At 32.9% G+C, this 22875-nt stretch carries 23 protein-coding genes; 8 read left to right on the forward strand and 15 right to left on the reverse strand.

Annotation, left to right across the window (positions count from 1 at the left end; translation table 11 throughout):
* Positions 1-252 precede the first annotated feature (252 nt).
* Positions 253-2037, reverse strand: a complete 1785-nt coding sequence (locus AC0L8O_RS11900) for a glycosyltransferase (protein ID WP_084042924.1) — start codon at positions 2035-2037, stop codon at positions 253-255.
* A gap of 242 nt (positions 2038-2279) precedes the next feature.
* Here AC0L8O_RS11900 and AC0L8O_RS11905 point away from each other — a divergent pair, with 242 nt between their 5' ends.
* On the forward strand, positions 2280-2912 hold the full coding sequence (locus AC0L8O_RS11905; protein ID WP_473448220.1) for a glycosyltransferase: 633 nt from the start codon (positions 2280-2282) through the stop codon (positions 2910-2912).
* 121 nt (positions 2913-3033) lie between these two features.
* Here the strand turns inward: AC0L8O_RS11905 and AC0L8O_RS11910 are convergent, their stop codons facing one another.
* The 4 genes from AC0L8O_RS11910 to AC0L8O_RS11925 all read right to left on the reverse strand — a co-directional run bounded on the left by AC0L8O_RS11910 (position 3034) and on the right by AC0L8O_RS11925 (position 6228).
* Positions 3034-3360: a YheC/YheD family protein gene (locus AC0L8O_RS11910; RefSeq protein ID WP_473448222.1), complete on the reverse strand. Its 327-nt coding sequence runs from the start codon at positions 3358-3360 to the stop codon at positions 3034-3036.
* Entirely contained in the window at positions 3323-4006 is a 684-nt protein-coding gene (locus AC0L8O_RS11915; protein ID WP_473448224.1) for a YheC/YheD family protein, read from the reverse strand. The genes AC0L8O_RS11910 and AC0L8O_RS11915 overlap by 38 nt, the downstream gene beginning before the upstream one ends.
* A 141-nt stretch (positions 4007-4147) precedes the next feature.
* Positions 4148-5464 (reverse strand): YheC/YheD family endospore coat-associated protein, encoded by a 1317-nt coding sequence (locus AC0L8O_RS11920; protein ID WP_084042925.1) that lies wholly within the window; start codon positions 5462-5464, stop codon positions 4148-4150.
* Positions 5465-5511: 47 nt separating this feature from the next.
* Positions 5512-6228 carry a glycosyltransferase family A protein gene (locus AC0L8O_RS11925; protein ID WP_051475417.1) on the reverse strand — a complete coding sequence of 239 codons (717 nt, stop codon included), beginning with the start codon at positions 6226-6228 and terminating at the stop codon, positions 5512-5514.
* A gap of 149 nt (positions 6229-6377) precedes the next feature.
* On the opposite strand from AC0L8O_RS11925, the gene AC0L8O_RS11930 reads away from it, so the two are divergent.
* The gene (locus AC0L8O_RS11930; RefSeq protein WP_026559212.1) at positions 6378-7130 is read left to right on the forward strand and encodes a YheC/YheD family protein; all 753 of its coding nucleotides are present in this window, start codon (positions 6378-6380) and stop codon (positions 7128-7130) included.
* A 303-nt stretch (positions 7131-7433) separates the two neighbouring features.
* Here AC0L8O_RS11930 and AC0L8O_RS11935 read toward each other — a convergent pair whose 3' ends face one another.
* Both AC0L8O_RS11935 and AC0L8O_RS11940 read right to left on the reverse strand, forming a co-directional pair.
* The gene (locus tag AC0L8O_RS11935) at positions 7434-7871 is read right to left on the reverse strand and encodes a hypothetical protein (RefSeq protein ID WP_473448227.1); all 438 of its coding nucleotides are present in this window, start codon (positions 7869-7871) and stop codon (positions 7434-7436) included.
* Positions 7872-8008: 137 nt separating this feature from the next.
* Positions 8009-9376, reverse strand: coding sequence for a YheC/YheD family protein (locus AC0L8O_RS11940; RefSeq protein WP_473448229.1), 1368 nt, complete (start codon positions 9374-9376; stop codon positions 8009-8011).
* A 139-nt stretch (positions 9377-9515) separates the two neighbouring features.
* Between AC0L8O_RS11940 and AC0L8O_RS11945 the strand changes: the two genes are divergently transcribed.
* Positions 9516-10616, forward strand: a complete 1101-nt coding sequence (locus tag AC0L8O_RS11945; RefSeq protein ID WP_026559215.1) for a YheC/YheD family protein — start codon at positions 9516-9518, stop codon at positions 10614-10616.
* 46 nt (positions 10617-10662) lie between these two features.
* Here AC0L8O_RS11945 and AC0L8O_RS11950 read toward each other — a convergent pair whose 3' ends face one another.
* Positions 10663-12027: a UDP-N-acetylmuramoyl-tripeptide--D-alanyl-D-alanine ligase gene (locus AC0L8O_RS11950; RefSeq protein WP_156931850.1), complete on the reverse strand. Its 1365-nt coding sequence runs from the start codon at positions 12025-12027 to the stop codon at positions 10663-10665.
* A 157-nt stretch (positions 12028-12184) separates the two neighbouring features.
* On the opposite strand from AC0L8O_RS11950, the gene AC0L8O_RS11955 reads away from it, so the two are divergent.
* A complete protein-coding gene (locus AC0L8O_RS11955; RefSeq protein WP_026559217.1) occupies positions 12185-13519 on the forward strand; it encodes a YheC/YheD family endospore coat-associated protein in 1335 nt (444 codons plus the stop codon).
* A gap of 10 nt (positions 13520-13529) precedes the next feature.
* On the opposite strand, the gene AC0L8O_RS11960 is transcribed toward AC0L8O_RS11955, so the two are convergent.
* From AC0L8O_RS11960 to AC0L8O_RS11970, 3 genes are all read right to left on the reverse strand, one after another.
* The gene (locus AC0L8O_RS11960; protein WP_026559218.1) at positions 13530-13982 is read right to left on the reverse strand and encodes a CotY/CotZ family spore coat protein; all 453 of its coding nucleotides are present in this window, start codon (positions 13980-13982) and stop codon (positions 13530-13532) included.
* 72 nt (positions 13983-14054) lie between these two features.
* Positions 14055-15071, reverse strand: coding sequence for a YheC/YheD family endospore coat-associated protein (locus AC0L8O_RS11965; protein ID WP_026559219.1), 1017 nt, complete (start codon positions 15069-15071; stop codon positions 14055-14057).
* A gap of 11 nt (positions 15072-15082) precedes the next feature.
* Entirely contained in the window at positions 15083-16303 is a 1221-nt protein-coding gene (locus AC0L8O_RS11970; protein WP_473448232.1) for an ATP-grasp domain-containing protein, read from the reverse strand.
* 182 nt (positions 16304-16485) lie between these two features.
* On the opposite strand from AC0L8O_RS11970, the gene AC0L8O_RS11975 reads away from it, so the two are divergent.
* Positions 16486-17574, forward strand: a complete 1089-nt coding sequence (locus AC0L8O_RS11975) for a YheC/YheD family protein (RefSeq protein ID WP_026559220.1) — start codon at positions 16486-16488, stop codon at positions 17572-17574.
* A 6-nt stretch (positions 17575-17580) separates the two neighbouring features.
* Here the strand turns inward: AC0L8O_RS11975 and AC0L8O_RS11980 are convergent, their stop codons facing one another.
* Positions 17581-18078: a phosphatase PAP2 family protein gene (locus AC0L8O_RS11980; protein ID WP_026559221.1), complete on the reverse strand. Its 498-nt coding sequence runs from the start codon at positions 18076-18078 to the stop codon at positions 17581-17583.
* A 144-nt stretch (positions 18079-18222) separates the two neighbouring features.
* Here AC0L8O_RS11980 and AC0L8O_RS11985 point away from each other — a divergent pair, with 144 nt between their 5' ends.
* Entirely contained in the window at positions 18223-18348 is a 126-nt protein-coding gene (locus AC0L8O_RS11985; protein ID WP_264144011.1) for a hypothetical protein, read from the forward strand.
* Positions 18349-18485: 137 nt separating this feature from the next.
* Here the strand turns inward: AC0L8O_RS11985 and AC0L8O_RS11990 are convergent, their stop codons facing one another.
* The 3 genes from AC0L8O_RS11990 to AC0L8O_RS12000 all read right to left on the reverse strand — a co-directional run bounded on the left by AC0L8O_RS11990 (position 18486) and on the right by AC0L8O_RS12000 (position 22265).
* Positions 18486-19688, reverse strand: coding sequence for a DEAD/DEAH box helicase (locus tag AC0L8O_RS11990; RefSeq protein ID WP_473448235.1), 1203 nt, complete (start codon positions 19686-19688; stop codon positions 18486-18488).
* A gap of 155 nt (positions 19689-19843) precedes the next feature.
* A complete protein-coding gene (locus tag AC0L8O_RS11995; protein ID WP_473448238.1) occupies positions 19844-21325 on the reverse strand; it encodes a fatty acid--CoA ligase in 1482 nt (493 codons plus the stop codon).
* Positions 21326-21473: 148 nt separating this feature from the next.
* The gene (locus AC0L8O_RS12000) at positions 21474-22265 is read right to left on the reverse strand and encodes a rhamnogalacturonan acetylesterase (protein WP_232230102.1); all 792 of its coding nucleotides are present in this window, start codon (positions 22263-22265) and stop codon (positions 21474-21476) included.
* A 164-nt stretch (positions 22266-22429) separates the two neighbouring features.
* Between AC0L8O_RS12000 and AC0L8O_RS12005 the strand changes: the two genes are divergently transcribed.
* Positions 22430-22591 (forward strand): Fur-regulated basic protein FbpA, encoded by a 162-nt coding sequence (locus AC0L8O_RS12005; RefSeq protein ID WP_232230103.1) that lies wholly within the window; start codon positions 22430-22432, stop codon positions 22589-22591.
* Positions 22592-22698: 107 nt separating this feature from the next.
* Positions 22699-22830, forward strand: coding sequence for a hypothetical protein (locus AC0L8O_RS12010; RefSeq protein WP_286158765.1), 132 nt, complete (start codon positions 22699-22701; stop codon positions 22828-22830).
* Positions 22831-22875: the final 45 nt, after the last annotated feature.

The raw sequence follows: 22875 nt of genomic DNA on the forward strand, positions 1-22875 counted from the left end.
CTCTTTTTGTTTCAATCCTCAAATTTCTTCATTACAGGAATGGCTCCTTTAGTAATCATTTGAATGATGGCGTATTACTTTCTTCACTTTATATCCTATTCTTTAATAAGTTTAAATGATTGAGTATTTGCCCTTCTCCACTTTTTGACAGTTTTATTTATTTTTATGAGAATGATTTTACACAATAGGCTAAAATATAGAGGGAAAATGGATATTAAAAATTCTATCTAAATGTTGAACCTAATTACTAAATTATGATTTTAAGATCTCAACTTCAGAAATCATTTTCATAAAATTTTCAGCATAGGCCTTTGGAGAAAAATGAAGTTCAATATGCTTAAAACCATTATATCTAATTTGTTCTCTTAAATGCATATTTGTCATTAATTCTCTTCCTTCTTGAACTGCCTGATTTATATTACCTAAAGTAAAGAATTTACCTGTATTGTTGTGCTTTATGAAACTCCTAACTCCTTCAGAATCAGTAGATAGTACAGGACATCTGCAAATCATTGCCTCTAATACTGCATAACCGAATCCTTCAACCTTTGATGTTGAACATAAAAAACCTCCAGAATCGCCAATAATAGAGTAATATTCAGCCATTTTACGATGTGGTTGATTGGCATAGATTGTGAGGTGATTCTTTAAATTTAATTCTTCAATTTTTTGTTCAAATGCTGCCCTTTCCTTCATTGCAGACAATGTATTATCCTCAAACATCCATAGTTGAATGGAAGGGTCTTCTTTAATTAGTTTTGCTCCAATTAAAAGGAAATCTTTCCAATTTTTATTTGGTTCCAATCTACCAACCCAACCTATGATTGGCCTTTTGTTTGTTGGATGTACTTCATACTTAAATTCTTCCGAATCAAAACAATTTTGAAAGCAGTACTTAGGTTTATGTGGAAAAACAGAATTAAATGCTTTAATTAAGTGAGGAGTGACAGGGTACAAAATTGCATCACAATAGTTATTAATAGTATCATAAGCTTGTTCTTTTAAAAATTGTTCAGCATATTGAATATTATGACCTAAACCTTGAGTCTCATAAATTAACGGACCCTTATATCCGAAATCTCGTATTTTTTTAATTAGCTTAATGCTATCCAAAACTACAATTGCTCTATAATTTCCATTATTTAATATATCTTTTATTTCAGCATCTATATCTGTAATAAAGATTGAGGTCTCAATTTTATTTTGTAATCCTGTTCCTTCTTTGGCATACAAAAAATGACAGTAAATTCCTTGCTTTTTTAATGCATAGAAGCGTTGACGATTTAGTGTTTCAACTCCTCCACTAGGAACTAGGAACTGAAAAAGAACTTTATTACTCTTTATATTAAGTACTGTCTGCTGTAATGTGTTCCATTTTGCTCCATGGATGAAACCATTTTTTTTATTCTGAGTTGAATCGTATAGAATCGTCCCAGTACCTTCATTTAACTTCCAATAACCAAAAAGGCCATTTTCATTTCCAGTTAATTCCTGACGCATATTTTGCTTTATTTCAGATTTTGTCCTTGCTGTACCCCAAATTCGGACTTCACTTAGAGAACCAATATAAGATCCAAAATTATCCATTCCCCCAAAGATTCCTGAAGGAACTACAATTCTTTTAGTACTAGATAACCCCCTCTTAACAAGGTTTCCATTTATAAATAAGTTGGGAGTTTTATCGTTGTAGACTATTGCAATATGTGTCCAATCATGTATGGGTAAATTTTCTACTAATGTAGCCGGTAAATGGTTTAATGTATGCTCATAAATTGAGACACCGTTAGTTCCCACAGAAACTCCTACACCTGCACGTGTAGAATTACCATCTCCAATGGCACCATAGATTGGTACAATTACAAATTGTTTATTATTCGTTGTTGTAATGCCCTTTTTGCTTTGTTGATCAACGATATGAGCACCTTTAGGTTTTGCCCAAAATTCGATCGTGAATGTATTTTGAACATTTAGAAATATTTGTTCCGGTATCGATACAGAGGACTTATCATTAAAAGTAAGAAAAGCATTGTGGAACATAATATGGTAACCTCCTACCTTTTTGTATTTTATGAATATATTATTATTGTCGGCTCCATCTGACCTATATTCTGATAATTAGAAAAATATTATTAAAAATAATTAGTATTAAATATTATATTCAAACCTTAATCATGGTTACCACACATGCTTTTAGATTTTTTCTTACATTATTTAAGATACATAAACATAACATGATTAGTGTATTAATATTTATCCCTTAATCAGTTATGGAGGTCCTAATGGAAAAAGTTTCAATCATAATACCTTTTTACAATTGCCAATATGTCGATAAAGCGGTTGAAAGTGCTCTTAATCAAACCTATAAGAATATCGAAATAATTGTTATAGATGATGGTTCCACAAAGTATGATGAAAAAATACAACCATACTTTTCTAGAGTAAAGTACATAAAAAAAGGGAATGGTGGTACTGCAAGTGCCTTAAATATGGGAATTAAAAATGCTACTGGAGAATATTTTTCTTGGCTTAGCTCAGATGATCTATATAACCCTGAAAAGATTTCGAAACAAGTAAACCTTATGACGGAAGTTGGTGCTAAAGTATCTTATTCCCCATACTATATTATTAATTCCAATGGAGAAGTGATAAATCAGATAAACAAATTTTATCCTAATAAAAAGGAACTTATAAAAACAGCCTTAAAACATTGTCCAGTAAATGGCTGTACAGTTATGACAAGAATGGATGTCTTTTCGGCAGTAGGTTATTTTGATGAATCTTTACGATATGCCAATGATTATGATATGTGGTGTCGTTTGTTACTTAACTATGAATTTTTTTATATTGATGAACCACTTGTTTCTTACCGACATCACGATAAAATGGGGACAAAATTACAGGCAAAAAAATAAACTTGGAAACCAAATTTGTAAAAAAGAAATATAGAAAAACTCTTAGAAATTACCTTTTTAAGTTAGTGAACAAGTAACTTATATCATTTGACTCTTTAATAAAGGACATTTTTCATGAAATTCATTGATCTGGTAATACTGATCTAAATAAATAATCTGCATATCTTATCGGAGTAGTATGGGTTCTTTTCCAAATCTCAAACATATTTGCATTTCGAAAGGTTACTCTTAAATCTCGACCATTGCACTCGATAAACATAGGTTTTCCTTCCATTGTTATTCCAATATCAAGACCCAAATCGGCTAGGTTTGGGATTTCCCTATCCAGAAGTTGAGCTATTTTTATAGAAAAGAGTTCAACTTTATGATGTATTTTTTCATTATCCAAATGAGGTAATTCTTTCAGTAGCTCATTTAGAGGATAGCAGAGCACCACCTTGTGCAACATTTGTGATAAACCTTCCTTTTTCTGCTACCTTCCCCACAATACCTGACACTTGCCATATACCAGACTCATTTTTCTGAACCGAAACCCTCATATCAAAAGGCCTTTCATTGCTTAAAGCTAATTGTATTCTTTCTTGGACGATCCAATTAGCATTTGAAACTATTTGTTTTAATTTCTTAGGCCATATTCCTGTAAACGTCATTCTTTTCATTGATTGTTCATGAACATAACTCAGTTCCCATTTTTGCTCTGTAAGTTGAGTTAATTTAATAATACCCATCCCTAAACTTCCGCTATTTGGTTTTATTATTAACTCTTGATATTTATCCATCATATACATAACATTTTCTCTATTACACACAAGTGTTTCAGGCATATATTGTATTAACTCTTGATTCTTTAATAAGATGTCATGTATCTCTAATTTTGAGTAACGATTATTTTCATTAAATATGAAAATACCTACCTCTTGTAATTGCTTAATTTTCTCTTTTGCAGTATTAGTCTTTGTAAAAATTCTGTTGTGTATAACTTGTGGCTTAGGAACTTCCCTTAATTTATACTTTCCATTATTTTGTTTTATAATTGCCTGTAGTTGGGCTTCATTTGGATCAATATCTTTAAGACGAAAATAACAAATAACCATTTGAAGTTCTCTAGCTGCCTCTTCATAAAAAGGTAATTCTTCGTATATCGTTTCGCCATCTTTAATGCCATTATAAACGGCAGGAGAAACAAGAATTCCAATATATTTTTGAGTAAAATGTTTTTCCTCCTTTCCATTATTCTAAAAACCAGTCAGCGCTTTTGCATAATCAAATGGTGTTGAATAAAGGGTATTCAATAGTTGTTGATTTTTGATTTTTTTTACACTATTATAGCCATATACTTTATTAATTTCTAAAATCCAAATACGTAGAGATGAGTCAATGATTACGTCTACTGCTACATCACCGTAAGTCCCAAACCTTTTATCAATTTCCTTACAGACTCCTATGCAATGATCATGAATTCTTTTTTCAAGTTTATATGCTTCTTGATCATCTAAATGTAAATATTTTTTTATAGCTATATGACCCTCAAGTATTCTGTCTACATATTTTAGGTTTGTTATTATTGCTCCTATTTTAGCAATCCTCCCAATCATTCCCTGACAAACCCACTTCTTTAACCCATTTTTTTGTACATACACACGAAAATCAAAAGCTTGTTTGCTTGTTGGATGAATGGCCTCTTGAACAACGTATTCTTTTTTCCTCCATTCTTTCAAATAGTTTCCGAGTTTATTCGGACTTGATATTATTGTTATATTTTTATCTCGATCTGTAAGTTTTAATCTCTTATGTTGATCAAACGTTATTTTAAAAATCCCTTCTCCCTGTGATCCATTTGATGGTTTAATATAAGCAGTTTGAAATTGAGTAATAAAATCTCTAAGTTGTTGTCCATTTCTAATTATTTCTGTGTGTGGAAAATAACTAGCAAAATCTTTATCTTTTTCGCATTCTACTGCAATATCAGCTTTTAAAAAGAAAATAGAATTGATAATCCGATTTTCCACCTTAGAAGCTAGATAATTATAACGGTCGGTATCAATGGGTACCCTTTTATATACGACATTTGGAAATGGAAATTCACCAAATATCCAACGATCTTTTAATGTTTTTGGGCTCGGATTATAGTAATAACCTTCGATCTTGTCAGCGCCTGGAATGATACAATTTGCTGCACAAACGAATACCAATCCGTTAATTCGGTGGTAGTGTAAGAATCGGGGTTTTAGTTTTTCTAACGACTTAAATGTCATTTCTCTTTTATCACGAAATGCCACCATCGCTATAACTGGACCAATTTCAATTTTATGATCATTAACTTTAAGTTCATAGGGCAATTCCGCCGGAAGCTCACAAATATCGAGCAAGTAAGCTGGTAAGCACATTATTTCTCCAACTAATGTTTCGTCCATCCTGATAGCCATCTCTTTTTCCCAGGAACCAAACTTAATGATTTTTATCGAATCACTAACTCTGTATTTTTCTGAAATTATTTTTGAAATGGTAACGGTATTAGATTGATTAGGATATATAACTTCTATGTCCGTCACCTTCTTTCTATCCGTGTTTTTTCAACATCGTAACCTTTTTGTTCATTTTATATTTCATTGACGTACTTTCTATAATCTTCAGTAAATGCAACTCTTTCAGAGGTAACGTATAAGTACTCCTTTGTAGGACGCCAAGTATGGAATTTTGAATTTTTTCTTAAAATGGCGTAGTTATAACGACTGGAAGCGCATATTTTAAAACCGTACTTTTCACATCTTTGAAGGAAATCAAGGCATTCTCCCAAATTTTTATTAGGAAAGGGTAGTTTCTGTAACAACTTCTTTGTAGTAAAAATGGTTGCTCCCTGAAGGATATTTACCTCACAATTCTCCTTTCCCGGAAAACGAAGTCGAACTTCTTTTTTCTTTATTAAATACATAAAACAAGTTCTTTTTCCTACAACTGCTGCATCCATATTATGCATGGTTTCGAATGATTCGTCTAAATACTTTGGTCCGTAATAATCATCATCATCAAGTTTGGCAATATACTTATATTTCGCTTTTTCTACTCCAAAATTTAAACACTTCCCTAATGTATCATTCTCAGGAAGCTTAAATACAGTAACTTGCTGGTACTTTCTAGCTTCCATTTTCCATTTGTTTAAATCCATCAAATCGTTGTTTAATATAATGATGAGTTCTTTATTCTGCCACTGCTGTCTTTTATAATTTGCGAACACCATTACCATACACTCATCTCTGTTGGTAGCTGTAATAACGGAAATTCCTTCTGTCTTATTCATCTCTGTTTCCTGACTCATGTTCTTCACCTTACCTTTTAGTGATACGCATAAACAAAGAATAGGAAAAAAGCAAATTATTATTTTTATATCATATTTGAATATTCCATCTTCATATAATCTTTTCAACAAGAAAAAAGAATCTAATCCAAACATTAGGGAGAAATACTATGAAGATAAATAGGAATAATAAATTTCATAAACATCAAATCTTTATGAAGGACACATATTTAAGGAATTATCTTCCGGAAACAATGCTTCTTACAAAAGAAAATCTTTTAAATATGCAAAATAAGTATAAGAAATTCGTGATAAAACCTTCGATTGGGTCTCTAGGTAAGGGCATAATAATAGTATCCGAAGTTGGCAGAGAGAAATATGAATTATTTATTTTAAATAGAATTAAGAATATTGTTGGACAAAGTAACCTTTATACATTTTTAAAAGGACAAGAAACCCACTCTATTCAAAGTATTGTTCAAAAATACATACCTCTAGCCACTTACACATCGAGATCAATAGATTTTAGATATATAGTACAAAGAACCGATACTGAATGGGTTGTTACTGGGAAGTATGCAAAAGTTGCTAAAGATGGTTATGCTGTTACGAATTTTGAATATGGATCTAGTATTCTTACAGTTGAAGAGGCTTTAATGAATACGAATATAAATCACCTTAACCTCGATGAACTTTTGGAAACTTTAGAAATCGTTACATTATCCATTTCAAATTGTTTATATACATATTTTCCAAGCATTAAAATATGGGGATGTGATATAGGAATCGACATTAAAGGTAATATATGGATAATTGAAGCGAACTCTGCCCCTCAAACAAAAGGTTTCCTTGAGATTGAAGCATTAAAACCAATGTATAATACAATAGAGTCCTATAAAAGAAAATATAAAAGGAAGACATGAACATATATGAAGGTCACTAATTTTATATATGAATTTGAGTGACCTTATTGGTTCCTTTTTTAATTGCCCTTAATTTATGAATATTTTGTTGGATTAAAGGATGTAACATGATTTGGTGTTTCACCTTTTGGATAGAATCGATTTATATATTCCGAGCCTGATACTAATTCATTTTTTTGTTTTTTTTAACTCTTTGATTCTTTTCGTTCTTTTTAGCTGATTTTTCAGGAGGTGAAATACGTTGAATCGTTTCTCCAAATGTATTTCCGTATAGAAATAATGATTGATTTTTGTTGGAAAACTCTACGTTTCTTTTTTCTTTCCATTGCTCTTTATATTTTTTTGTTCTTTCATCGGTACTTCCTCAACTTTGCTATCGTAAGCTAAATTACTAATTTGTTGTTCTTGTTGTTTGTACTGTAGTTCTTGTACTTTGCTTGTTAATTCTTTGATGTTCATCTCATACATATTAAGGACTTCTTTATAACTGTATATTTCACTTTCTAGCTGTTGTATCCTATTGATATTAGATTCATCATTTTCATATATATTTTGTATTCTTGTATAAATATCCGCTATTTGGCTATCATTATGATTTTCATTATTATGAACTTGCACTTTACTTAATGCACTTTCATAATCATTAATTTTCAGTTCCAACGTTGACACCATTTCTTCAAGTTGCTTAATTTTTTCCGCCTGCAGATCTTCTTTTTCCGATTTCCATAAGCTAAATGCCATATATTCTTTCACTCCTTCTTTTTATCGAGTTCCCTGTTGTCAACTCAATACTTAAGGTCTTCATCTCTAATGTAGAATATATGTCATGACCTGCTAAAGAGTGAAATGCAAACAAGTTATTTTAAGAAAAAAGGAAATTAGACCTCTTTAAATAAACGGAAATATACACGATTTATTATTTTAGTATAATTAACAACCTTAAACCCCCCCAACACCTTTGCATATTCCAAAGGTGTTATCATTAACTTTTCATACAACTTGTTTGGCATATTTCTCTCTTTTATTTCAGCACCATAGCCACCTTGAAACTCCAGAATCCATATCTTTAACTCATTATCTACAACTAAATCAATTGCAATATCACCTAAATGGTGTCCGCATTCTTCGATGTATTCGGCTGCTTTTTTGCATATATTTGTCATTTCGTTTTGTAGTGTAAAAATTTGATTATTCGTTAACCCGTAATATCTGGCAAATGCATATTGGCTTGGCAAAACATCTATTCTATGATTTGCGTTAGTTATGATGCTTCTTTTTTTGCCAATTCTAGCCATCGTACCAGGTGAACTCCATTGCTTATCCTTACCCTTTTGTAAATATAAGCGAAAATCAATTAATGATTCCCCAACAGTATAAGGGATGGCTTGTTGTATTAAATACTTTTGTTTCATCTTATAGGTTACATATTTCAATAAAATATGTTCCTGAAATATCATTTTAATATGACCATTTATATTCTGTAGCTTATAGGTATCACCGCTTTTTTCGATTTTTATAATCCCTTTCCCTTGGTATGATTGATTTGGCTTTAAATAAACTGCACCAAACTCATTAATCATTTCCAAAAAAGAATGTCTGTTCACTAATTTTTTTGTTTTAGGAACAAAGCTTGAAAGAGATGGATGCTCTGATAGTTTCTTATACTGATACCATTTGGAAAGATGATCACTGTAAAAAACCTTTTGACCTATGATATTCGTAAAATAAGTATACCCTCTTCTACTCATTGAGTTTTTACTAATTATTACCGCATTTGGTAATGGTAATCTCGCAGCTACCCAAGCTTGTTTACGGGGATGAAAATAATACCCCTCTACTTCCTTTTTCAAGGGATTCACATCATTCTCTGCAAAGACAAAAAACAAACCATTTAGTTTCCAGGAATCTTTTAACCTATATCTAAGCTTTGATAATACATTTTTGGTCAAATATTTCTTGTCCCTGCATCCCATAATTCCAACAAACGGTCCAACCACTAGTGTGTCTTGATTGAACTTAGCTTCGTACTGAAAAACAGACGGAATGATAAAATCATTTACTTTTGCAGGTATCTTAATTTCACTATTTTTTATTGAAGGATCTATTTCAATACGACAACTTTCTTTGCCAGTCCCAAAGTGAAGATTAATAGATGAGTACTTGTCTAGTTGAAGCAAATGAAAAAGTTTACTATTCACATAAATTGTTTTGTCTTTCCTTTTATTTAGGATTATTTTACACTTCATATTTATACCTCCAAGTTCTTACTAAATGTGATTAGGATCGCCCTAATTGCATCTAACATAGTTACATATCCATACATCAAAATTTTACAAGAATAAACTAATAGGAGTTTGAAAGTAATTTAAGGAGAGGATACAGTCTATGGAAGGTGTAGGAATCATAGTACCTCGAACGATTTATAGACAAATTCCTAATCTAAACGGAAACCATAAAACGATGTTTATGCTTTTTGAACGTGCTGCTGCAAGGAATAATCTAATTCCTTGTTTTATTCGGTTACGTCATCTCCACCCTGACAAAAAAAGTGTTGTTGCGTATGTTCTTACATCTGAAGGTTACAAATTAATGAGGATACCTCGGCCGAAAGTTAATTATTCCAGAATACTTGATCGACATCCTGTTATAAGGAAAAGAATTTATGACCTTTACCGAGCAGGAGTTACAATTTTTAATGTACCTAACTATGACATTGAAAAATTTACCATCCATCAACTTCTAAACCGTGATAAAAACATACAAAAGTACTTACCACATACCGAACTCCTTACAGAGCAAAGCTTCATAAAGATGCTATCATTGTATAAAAGTGTTATTTTAAAAAAGAATTATGGTGAACGTGGAATTGGAGCAATGAAAATTGATAAGGGTATCAAGCATTGTACACTTACGTATAAACCGCTAAACAGTCATGTTTTTGAAAAAGTGAACTTTACAGCGGAGATACCAAGCGTCGTTCTCGAACATATTGAAAAGAAAGATTATGTGATTCAAGAAAGAATTCCATTGGCTACTTTCAAAGGAAATCCCTTTGATATGCGTGTTGCTTTACAAAAGGACGGTACTGGTATGTTTAAAGTTACGGGTATTATGTGTAAAGTGGCTAAAGACAAGAGCTTTCTAACAAACGGCTCGCAAGGTGGAAAAACGTGTAGACTTGAAGATATTTGTCCGATCTCATTCCCTTCCATGTCTTATGAGAAACTTAAGCGGGATATTTGCACCATGTCTTTAATGATCGCAAATAAATTAGACAAACATTTCCCGCATCTTGCTGATTTGGGATTTGATATTTGTTTAACAAATAAAGGAGCTCCTTACTTTATAGAATGCAATTTTATTTCAGATTATGTTGGAGGGCTTATTCATCAACAAAGACTTCTACAAGAAGAATGGGAATCAGTTTTTTCTACTCCAATTGATTATGCACGTTATTTGTTAGATCAAAAAAACATATCAATTTAATGATGTTTTGAAAACAGAGGACTAAAATCATACAGTCCTCTGTTTTTTATCCCTTTAGCTTACTTAATAATCCTCTGAATGAGTTCCTCATCGATGTTTTGATTAAGATGGTTGTATGTTTGTCTGCGTGGTTCATTAAAATTCTTAACAAATGATCTTCATGTTTGACAGAGTATATACAATTTGGGTCCATTCCCAATTGTCTTGCTTTCGTACCAATTTCTTTTGCTTGATCGCCTATTGTAATAAGGTAGTCGATATTATGCTTTACAATAAGTGTTCCAATTTTTTGATGTTCTTCTTGGGAATGTGCTCCCAACTCTTCTATATCACCTAAAACTGCAATCGATTTTTTATCTTTCGACACTTGCTCCAACACTTCCAGTGCAGCTTGAATCGACGTTGGATTAGTATTCCATGTATCATCGATGATTGTACTGTTGTTAATACCAGGACTTAATTCTAAATGTCTTTGAACGGGTTTATACGTTTTTAACCGTTCAATCGCAGTATTGATATCAATACCTAATAAGCCAGTAGCTGCAATAGAGAAAATAGCATTGTAGACATTATGTTTTCCAAACCCAGGTACATTACCTACATATATTCGCCCACGATTTCCGATCATATATTTCATCCCAGCTTGATCATATTTCATCTTCATGATTTTGTAGTCAGCAAAATCTGATTCTCCAATGTAAATCAGCTTACCTTTAAATTTGTTCGTCCTTAGTTTTCTTGAATAGTAATTATCCGCATTTAAAATCATTGTTCCGCCTGGATGAACAGCTTTCAGCATACTTTCCTTTTCTTTAACATATTCGTGATGATTTTTAAATCCTTGTAAATGGTCTGTACCTATGGTTGTAATCAACCCTATTGTTGGCCTAAAATAACTTGCTGTTTGCATGATATGACCTGGTGAATTCACACCCATTTCAATAATGGCCGCATCGGTTTTGTCATCGATTTCAAGTAAATATTTTAGATTATGAGATAATCCGTTTTGACTTAATACTGTTTTAACAATATTCATTTCAGGTGACAAAATATGGGCAATCATTTCTTTCGTCGTTGTTTTTCCACATGTCCCAGTTACACCAATCACCGGGATTCGAAACATCCTGCGATAATAATGAATAAATTTATAGAATGCCACCCACACTTTTTTAACATAGACAATCGTATAAGATGATGGAAAAAGTGCTTCAACCTTTTTTTGGTCAGTCACAATGATACATGAATGTAAATTTGTTGGAACTTTAAGTTTTTCACGATAAAACACTAACGTATCTTTTGTCATTTTATGACTATTTCGTGTGGCTACGTTTTCTATCTTTGCATCTGCATCTCCCCTGATTAAAATACCACCTATAACAGGACCGACCTTTCTAAGCAGCAAGCTTTTCATAATAAACAACACACTCACAATGTTTTTTATTATTAGTGTATTAGCTCCCCCAATAATTGTATCGGCATATATATTGATTTTTACCAATTCTTTATTTAAACAGACACTTTACTAGTAGATACATATAGTAATACATAAACGAAAAGGAGATATAAGTATGATACACATTCGCATAGATAAAAAACGTTCAATGTCTATTCATTTGCATTCATCCTTTAAAAAACAAGTTCAAAGGTGGAAACCACTAAAGATTATCTATGGAATAAAAGAAGTGTCTGTCACTCCCTTGTTTTCAGATGCTGTTCCTGAAGATACATGTTACGTTACATTAGATGTTATCCGGATACTAGATATACCTATTAACTTACCTTATGAAATTAATCTTGAAAAAAATAAGATGATCTTCGGTCCCTATATAGGAGTCCTTGCTGCCGTTACTAAGGAGACCTTAAAGCAAAGCATTCCTTATCTTTCAGTCTATGTAAAAGATTATGAGAAAATTGGGGGTACAATCATTGCCTTTTCCTTAGATGGGATCGACCATGAAAACGAAACAATCACCGGACTTATGTTTGATCCAAAAAGTAATAATTGGATAGAAGGGATTTTCCCCTATCCACGCTCTGTGTTTTCAGTTGTGGAAACCAGTTTAACAGAGAACTGGTCTACGTATTTAGATACAATGAAACATTTTCATCAAAAACTCGGTAAAAGAATTTTTAACTATCCTAATTTTGATAAATGGCAAATGTATCAACTTTTGAAAGAAAGATTACAACAATTCTTACCCAAAACAGTGATTTACTATGAACCTAAAGATGTATGGAAGATGTTAAAGGAATATCCTTCATTATATATAAAACCAATTAACGGGCGGTTGGGTAAATACGTCCTGAAAGTCACGCGTATTTCTAATGGAGTCATCGTAAAGTATGGTCGTCATTCGAAAAATGTTAAACATTTCAAATCATGGAGTTTATTCAAATTTTATCTTCGAAGAATAGTAAAAGAGGAGGCTTATCTCATTCAACAAGCCATTGATTTAGTTAAATATGATGACCAAATCATTGATTTTCGAATTATTATGGTTAAGAATAACCAAGGGATATGGGAAAATATCGGTGCATTTTCAAGATATGGAGGAAAAAACAGTATTGTAAGCAACATTACAGCCGGTGGAAAAGCAGAGATTGGCGGAATAACTTTAAAAACAGTTTTTGAGTTGTCGATCAAGGAAATGATTGATTTAGTAAACCTTACTCATAATCTCATGATGGATGCCATTGTGATCCTTGAAGAGAATGGTTACCATCTGGGAAACCTTGGATTTGATATTGGAATTGACCAAAGCGGAAAAGTTTGGATTATTGAAATTAATAATCAAAATCCTGATCATTATATTGCGGTAAAAGCTAACAAACCAAGCATCTTATATCAAGCAAAAATATCAAATATTCTATATGCGAAAACTCTTTCTATGAGCTTCGAATAAGAATCGCTTTTTACCATTTAGGTTCTATGACAACCTTCTTCATCAAATGTATATCAAGACACTGCACAGCACAAATGCAGGTTAAGTCCACTTTCACGTATATTTCTGTTCGTTCAAGCCTTTCCACATCGGAAACATCTTCAACAGGGTATCCAGTTAAGGATAGTGGACGAAGAAGCGAAAGGATCCCACACTTTTCTGTTTTATCTACATGTTCAATTCTAAAAAAAGGTGTCCAAAAATCAACATCTTTACCAGTATCACTAGCCTTCACTTCTGAAACCTGAAACAAACCGCTATCTGTGTATAATAAAAACGGAATCGTATCTACCTTAAAAAGTTTTGAAGAAAGGGTACTAAAACAACTTGTTGGACAACCGCCCAACGAATCTTGTTGATGTTTTAATTCAAGAATTGCATGATACACTGATTTTATTTGTTCATGTGTATTGTTGTCCTTCATCGTCTCCCTTCCTTTCCTACGCCCTTTCTTTTATGTTATTACTTGATATGGGCATTTGTGCAAGAAAGGTCTTTACTTATTCGCTTTAGCTAAAAAGACAGCATATTGAACTAGATTTTTTGCAACATCCATTTCTCGATGCTTTGAACCAGGTCGCCAATTCACTTCATAAATCCAAAGCTTTTGATTATCATCAATACCGATATCAATTCCAAGTTCATCAAATGTATGATGATAAAGACTTTCGAAATGCTGTGAAAAACAAATGGAAAAATGCTCTAATAATCTTTTCATATTATAATATTCATCACCAAATTCTCCGATTAAAAATGGTTGAAGTTCACCTCTAAACCCACCGCTTGAAATATTACTTATCATTTTTCTATTTGCACTAACTCTCGGATATATAAGAGTTGGTTCCCATTCGCCTCTACCATTTTTTTGAACATGCAGCCTTATATCATACACCCATCCTTCTTTTGTTGAGCTTTTAATAAAAGGTTGAATGATGTACCGGGTTGTTGTTAATAAATGATCAAGATAAAGGGAAAGTTCATTCTTTACAAGAGTTTCGTTATGATCTCCATTAATCACAAGATATTGATTTGAGGTTATTTTATCTATAAAAATAACTCCCTTTCCCCCGCTCCCTTTAATCGGCTTCAATACTAGTCTTTTATGTTTCTCAAAATAATCAAAGATCTCTTCTCCCTTATTCAGAATAAAAAAAGGAATAACAAAATGTGAAAATTGTTTTCCTTCTCTAATTTTCTGATAAACGTTTAATTTATTTCCTACTGAATAACTTGTAAATAGACATCTTTTTTTCAAATAACTCCATATTTGTTTTTGTTTGTCATTCTTAGGAGATTTACTGTTTATAATAATATCCGGCAAGTCTCGTTGCTGTTGAATCCACTTTCCATTATCATATATCCATCCATTAATCTTATGGTCAACCATATCAACTGTTCCAAAAGAAAAATAAAAGAAATCAACACCTTCCATTTTAGAAACCGCCGCACATGCATAAGCTTTTTTTACGTTTTCAGGATCTTTTCTTGAATGAAGCATACCAATAACAGTCATTTAATCACCCTTTAAAGTGGTTCAATAATAAACTTAATTTCTTTTAATGCTTGAAGAGCAAGCTGTTTAGCCTCTTCTTGAGACTTTGCTGTTGCCAGGACATAGGCATATCGGTCACCCATCGATAATGGAGGTGTTAAGATACTCCCTTTTCTAGGCTTTACATAAACCTCTTTTACACCATCCTGTTTCTTTGCGCGATTTTTACCAGTAACCTTTAGAAGAACACCTTTCGTTTCAACTGTTACATATCGTACATAGACATATTCAGTCCCATTTGTTTCGATAATAGGCTCCTTACCCAAATGCAGTTTTACGATTTCTTTTACGTAATTAATTCCTGTACCGTGAAAAATAATATTATTCATTGCTCCACCAGATATGCGCGGGTTTATTTCAATCAGCTTCCATTCTTTGTTCACATAACGGAATTCTAAATGACAACTCCCATTTTTAAGTCCGATCTCTTCGATAATCGTATTTATCGCTATCTCTAAATCAGCATATTGATCAGAGCTTAAATTTGCTGGGAACTGGTAGCCTAAAACAATAAACCTTTTCTTTCTTATAACGTCTTGTTCAAGGATGCATACTATTGTTAGTTTTCCTTTGTAAACAATAATTTCGGCTAAATATTGTCGACCATCAATATATTCTTCTACTAAAATAGGATCCTTATCTGACACTTTATTCAATTTTGTTAAACCTATTTTAAATTCAAGAAGATTTGTAGCAAGTATGACATCTTTCGATCCGTTAGATTTAGGAGATTTAAGTACTAATGGTAAGTATTTTTCCTTCGATTGGGAAAATTCACTTATAGATTGCTTTTTATCATAAAAAAAATTTGGTGTGTAAGATAGAGATTTGAGTTTTTCTCTAAACAAAGCTTTATTCTCCATTATTATGATTGCTTCTTTTGTAAGTCGCCCTATTTTTAACATATCAGAAATATCAGCTGCGATTGAAACAAATGGATCGATTAAACTTAAACATGCTTTTACATGTTTCCCAGCATGAACAAGTTTTTGAATTTCTTCAATTACTAAATTCTTATCTTCTAGACTCTTTATATATATTAACTGATGAACTTCAGGAAATTCTTCACGTTGTTTAAGAAATTTTAAACGATCAGTATATAATACCGTAAAATATCCCATTCCTGATGCAGCCTTTAATGCTTCTCTACTCGTGCCAGACTTGTTACATCCAATGAATACAATCGTGTCCATTTTCTCATCTCCAATAAAAGTACCTCTTCTCATAAGAGCGAATACATTAGGTATAGGTAAACCAATAAGTGGAAGTGAATGGTTGAGCTATTTCACAAAACACCCATTCTTCATCCTCATAACTACCTATATTCATACTTTATGAAATGGGTGTTAGTACTAATTTAGAATGGAGCAAGTTTATGTATAGAAGAATGATCGGTATTTTTATTCCGAAGCACCATTATGAAGCAATGAAAAGTGAATATTCTCTTCATCCAGCCTATGCCCAATATGAATCTACTGCAGAATTTTATCAACTTTCCGTTTGTTTTCTTTGTTCAGATTGCACATTATCCTCCAATAATATCCATGTCTTACTAAGAGATACGGAAAACGATAAGTTCAAGGAAACAATGATACCTATACCAAAAGTTGTTTATAATCGAGCTCATTTAAATAACAAAAAAGTACGGCAAACCCTTTTTTATTTTATTCAATCAGGTTCAAAGGTATTTAATTATATACCAATAATGAATAGTAAATATTTTGTTCACCAATTATTAGAAAAAGAAGAACATCTTATCCGTTATCTTCCAACTACTTTAAAAGGCACCGGCAAAAATTTAGAATACGTTTTACAGCATATGGAGAATTTTTTTGTTAAACCTTGTTACAGCAGTATCGGGAAAGGAATTATGAATATACAAAAAGAAGTGGATGGTCATTGGTATCTTTATAAAAAGCATACGACCAAAAAAAGCTGGGAAAAAAGTTTATTTAATTCGGTCGAGATTAATAGGATAAAAAGGCTGTTTAAACAACATCCTTTTATTATCCAGGAAAGAATACCATTAGCTACTTTTCAAAATAGACCATTTGATTTAAGAGTTGTCGTTCAAAAAGATGGTACAGGGAAATGGATCATCAGCGGAATAGTGGCAAAATTAGCTCCAGAAGGCCATGTCATCACAAATGTGGCGAGAGGAGGAAAAATTGGATTACTTCAGGACTACTTTACCCACGATGGCATTTCAATTCAAGATATCCAAAAAAATATCAACACACTTGGTGTTGATATTGCTAAAGCACTTGAAAAAAATTGGCCTCACATAGCAGATTTAGGATTAGATATTGGTATTACTGAAAGTGGTACACTATATTTCATTGAATGTAACTTAAGAGGTCAATATGGTGCATTTAGAAAGATTAAGGATTACTTGCCATTTTGGGAGAAAACACATGATATACCAATTGAATATGCGAATTATTTGATGAATCAGATTGAATGAATAAACTTATCTGCGTATATTTAATTTATTTACAAACAGACTTGCCATACTTCCAAGTATAGAACTTCTAATAATATCATATGGATAATGTACTCCTGTCCAAACACGGGATAAACCAATGAAGAAAGAAGAAATATATAAAAATTTGCCCAAAGCTTTGTTATACAAAAAGACTGTTGTTGATACAGCAAATGCCAAAAGTGTATGTTTGCTTAAATAAGAGGAGTCTTGCAAAGATGATACCAAGACATTCGCGTAGCGAGTAAGATAAGGTCTGGGACGGAACTTAATACGATTAATGACCTTTTTGAGACCTAATGTCATGATTACTGAAATGATAGATTCAATTACAATCTTTTTATTTGAGTGTTTCGTACCGACTTGTAAGACGAGAACAAAAAGAAACAAGTAGCGTAATTCATTTGATGCAAATACCATGAGTCGATCTAAGAAAAGATTTCTGCCTGCAAATCCGTTGATCATGGAAAATAATTTTTGATCCATTTATTCTTCTCCTTATGTAAAACATTCCCTGATATTATTCTCAAATAAGAAGTGGGTATACAAAAGAAAATTTATTTTCAACATGATAAATAGCCCACCCAACGAGCATAATAGGAATTGAAAAACATAAGAGGAGGATATAAAATGACAAACCGCAATGATAATCGTGAGCGAAAAAACAAATATCCAAATAACAAGAAACAAGATGCAGAATTTTCGAAGGATCTTTCAATAAGAAGTGAAATTACAAAAAAGGATTTAAATAAATAACTAAAATAACGGGTATCATTTGGTACCCGTCACATATTATCTCCTTTTTGATCGGCGATTTCTTGACACTGGTCTTTCATTATTCTTATGTTGATTTTCCTCTTTTCTTCTCCCTTTGTCTGATTTGTTTTCTCTTTTCACTCTACCTCCACGGTCATTTGGCCGCCTTGCCTTTTTACCTGCTCTTTTCTCTCTTGTTCATAATCCTCGCGATCAGGAACACTAATTCCTTTTATCACTTGTTTTTCCAAGTTTAGATGAATTCCTTTTTCAATCATTCGTAAAAAGTCCAAATCCTTCGGAGTAACTAATGTATAGGCAACACCCGTTCCGCCTGCACGACCAGTCCGGCCGATTCTGTGGACATAGCTCTCAACGTCATGAGGAATATCATAATTATAAACATGTGTAACACCTTCTACATCAAGTCCTCTTGCCGCTACATCTGTTGCAACTAAAAATTGTATTTTGGCTTCACGAAATCGCTTCATCGCTTTTTCTCGTTTTGCTTGAGTTAAATCACCATGAAGTTCATCTGATTCATAGCCATGAGCAAGTAATGCCTCTTGCAGTTTTTTGGCACGAATTTTTGTCCGACAAAAGATAATCGCTAAGAAAGGACGATGCTCTTGTAATAAATGCAGCAAAGTAGCTTGTTTCCTCCGGTCTGTTGTTTCAACAGCGATTTGCTTTATTTCATCAACTGTTATTCTCTTTGCCTGTACTTGTATGTTTAAAGGTTCTATCATATATTTTTTTGCAAGCGATTTGATTTCGCTTGGCATTGTTGCAGAGAATAACATCGTTTGTCTTGTTGAAAGTGTTTCATAAATAATGTCCTCAACTTCAGGAAGAAAACCCATATGCAGCATTTGATCTGCTTCATCTAATACAAGCATTTGGATAGTCGATAAATCAATCGTTGCGCGGCGAATATGATCTAGTAACCGACCGGGTGTTGCTACAACGATGTGTTGAGCTCCTTTTAATTTTTTCAGCTGATGTTCAACATCCTGACCACCATAAACAGCCAAAACGTTGAGTCCTTCCACATTTTCAATCATCCGTTTTATTTCTTTAGAAATTTGCTGAGCTAGTTCCCTTGTTGGAGTTAAGATAAGGGCTTGTACTTCGTCATTTTGTGTATTAATTTTTTCAATAATTGGAAGGACAAAAGCAAGGGTCTTTCCTGTCCCTGTTTGGGCCTGCGCGATAACATCTTTGCCCTCTATAATCATCGGAATCGTTTGTTCCTGGATTGGTGTTGGTTGTGTTAGTCCTAATGATTTTAATGTATAATGAATTTCTTTTCGTATTCCTAATTGTAAGAAATCAGCCAATTTTTATCACATCTTCTTTCTATTCATACTAATTGTTAGTTTTTCCAAACAACAGCTAAATAACTATACCATATTAACAACCCGATTTCATAAAATCTTATGGAAATAGAAAAGAGGCAGACCTTTTCAGAACTGCCTAACATTACGCTATATAACTAAATCTGAAACTTATCTTGTGACATTGTTTCTCTTAATAAATATTTTTGAATTTTTCCGCTTGCATTACGGGGGAGCTCGTTAACAAAAACATATCTTCTCGGTCTTTTAAATGGCGCAAGCTTATCTGAATTCTTTAAGAATTGATCAAGCTGCTCCCCTGTAATCTCCTGATCTTTTTTTACGACAACAGCAATTACTCTTTCTCCCCAAAACTCATCAGGTTCACCTAAAACGGCCACATCTAAAATTCCTTCATGCTCGTATAAGGCATCTTCTACTTCCCTTGGATATACGTTTTCCCCACCGCTAATGACCATGTCGTCTACTCGATCAGCCACAAACAAATAGCCATCCTCGTCAAAGTAACCTAAATCACCTGAATGATACCATCCTTTGTACATCGCTTCCTCAGTAGCTTCTTCTCTATTATAATACCCAATCATCATACATGGGCCCTTTACAATGATTTCTCCAATTTCTCCAGGGGGAAGAATGTCATCAGGGTCTGATGGTCCTTCCTCATTTGGCTTGACTACCCTAATCTCATGATTAAAACAAGCCCTACCAGCAGAACCTGCTTTGGATAATTGCTCATCTGTTTCTAAAAATGCAATAGCAGGTCCCATTTCTGTCATCCCGTATGCTTGAACAAGTTCGATTCCTAATTTTTCTTTACAAGCTTTGACTAGTACCGGAGCCATTGGTGCTGCACCATACAAACCAACTTGAAGCGAAGACAAATCATATCTCTCCAATTCTTCTTGAAGTAGCATATTCCACATTGTAGGAGCTGCAAAAAGCATTGTAATTTTTTCCTTCTCGATTGTTTCTAATGCCTGTTCAGCATCGAAATGATGCAGGATGACATTTTTGGCACCTGAATGTACCCGCGGTAAAAAGCTGCAGTGGAGCTCTGCGCAATGGAACATCGGCGCTGTTACTAATCCGATATCCTTTGAATTAATTTGCAGCGCATTGATACAAATTAAACTTTGTTCAATCATATCCCGATGGCGGTGCATAACCCCCTTTGGTCGTCCGGTCGTACCACTAGTGTACATAATAGCATACGTATCATTTTCACTAATTTCACAATTTGGATTTGTTGTAGAAGAATACTTGATGATGTCTTGATAAGAAGAAGCATAAGGTGAAGTTGTCTCATCGATGCTCCAAAATAGTATCGTTGGAAAACGATCGTGTATTTTCGTGATATGTCCTTCTAATTCTTTCTCAAAGATCACGATTTTTGGAGCAGCAAAGTACGCTGTTCCCAATTCAAAACAGTTAAATAACAATGTAGACACCCTGTCCCCCTTCCTGACTCCGGAAGCTAACATGGCATGTGCAAGTTGATTGACTTCAACATTCCATTCTTCAAATGTACTGCGTACTCCTCTCATCTTGTCTACTATAGCTTCTTTGTTCTTATATTTATTTACTGTTTGTTCAAATAGTTCACCGATTGTAACATACATATTCTCTCAACCTCCATATATAAGGTAAGCGTTTACAAAAGCCTTATATATGTATTTCAAGAAAAAGAAAAAATTCCTCTGTATGACAAGAACATTTTTCCTTGTACACTAAAGAGTCTGCCTTTTTATGACAGACTCTAAAATAACTTTAATCTTGTTTCACATATTCTTTAAGAGGTGAATTGATTTCGACCAATCCTTCAATTACCAGCGAGGCAATCGTATATGCACCTTGTTCTTGTAGATGTGTATTATCTTTTTTCCCTTCTGGAAAATGTTTATATTCAAATGGTTCCAACCACAAAAATAATTTTTTCGTGTTTTCCGGTCCAATTTTGTTAAATAGCTGCCTGCTTTTAGTTGTTAAATCTATTAGTTCCACATTTTCTTCAACAGCTAATTGCTTCATTGCACTAGGATAATCACCATGTGAATCTATAATGGTCCCCTGCTTTGAAAAATTTCTTCTTTCAACTGGAGTAACGAGTACAGGAATTGCTCCTTTTTCCCTAGCTTCGTCAATGTATTTTTTTAAATACATCTTATATGTTGTAAATGGATCTGTATACCGCTTGACATCTGCCCTTTTTGCATCATTATGGCCAAATTGTATGAATAAATAATCGCCTTGACTTATCTCTCTTTTAACTTTTTGAAATCTACCCTCTTCATAAAAACTTTTTGAGCTTCTTCCTGGGATGGAAGCATTGTGAACAATGACCCGTTCATGAAAAAAATCGTTTAGTTTTTGTCCCCAGCCCATTCTAGGTGCTACCTTTGGTTTATAAGTAGATACTGTCGAATCTCCAATAAGATAAATATGAATTGAATTTTTGTCTCTTTTTTTCATAATAGCAACAGAATCATCTGAAAATAGGAACAGAAAGATCATTAAACAACTAAATATAATAACAGTAAAAACCCAAAACTTCCGTTTCAATCAGGATTTCCCTCCTTTAACCTTATTTTTCTCAAATACACTATAAAAAATGTACATTGAATGAGGTTATAAAGTAAAGAAAAAATAGACGAAAGAGAGTTGACAGGAGGACAAAATTTATATATCATATATTTGTAAACGCTTTCAAATATGAGGTGATTTTGATGTGTGAAATGGCAAAAGAAAAATCCAAATCTGAAATTATTACAGCCTTAATCGATCATAATGTATTTAAAATGCCTGATGGAAGACAATTTTATGAAGCTTCCGAAACTGAGCTTAAATCAATTCTTTATACACATTCTGATATAAAGCATATATGTTAACTTATATATAAATCCCGGCCATTATAAGGCTGTTATTTTTTTGGTATAGCACCTCCTTTTCATACAAACGATAAGAATAGCATGACACATGACAAGGAGGTTTATCAATGAAAAAAGAACACTGTGAGGAAGAGATGGATTATCTCAATCATTACTTCAATGAACAAATTACTCGAATATGTGTTATCGAGGAAGACGAAAGAATGAGAAAGGAATTAGCAAAAAAAGATAATGAGTAAGCACCCATTATCTTTTTTTGCTTTTTTATTTTAGTCCACCATGTA

The sequence above is a fragment of the Metabacillus sp. KJ11-3 genome, from assembly GCF_055808295.1.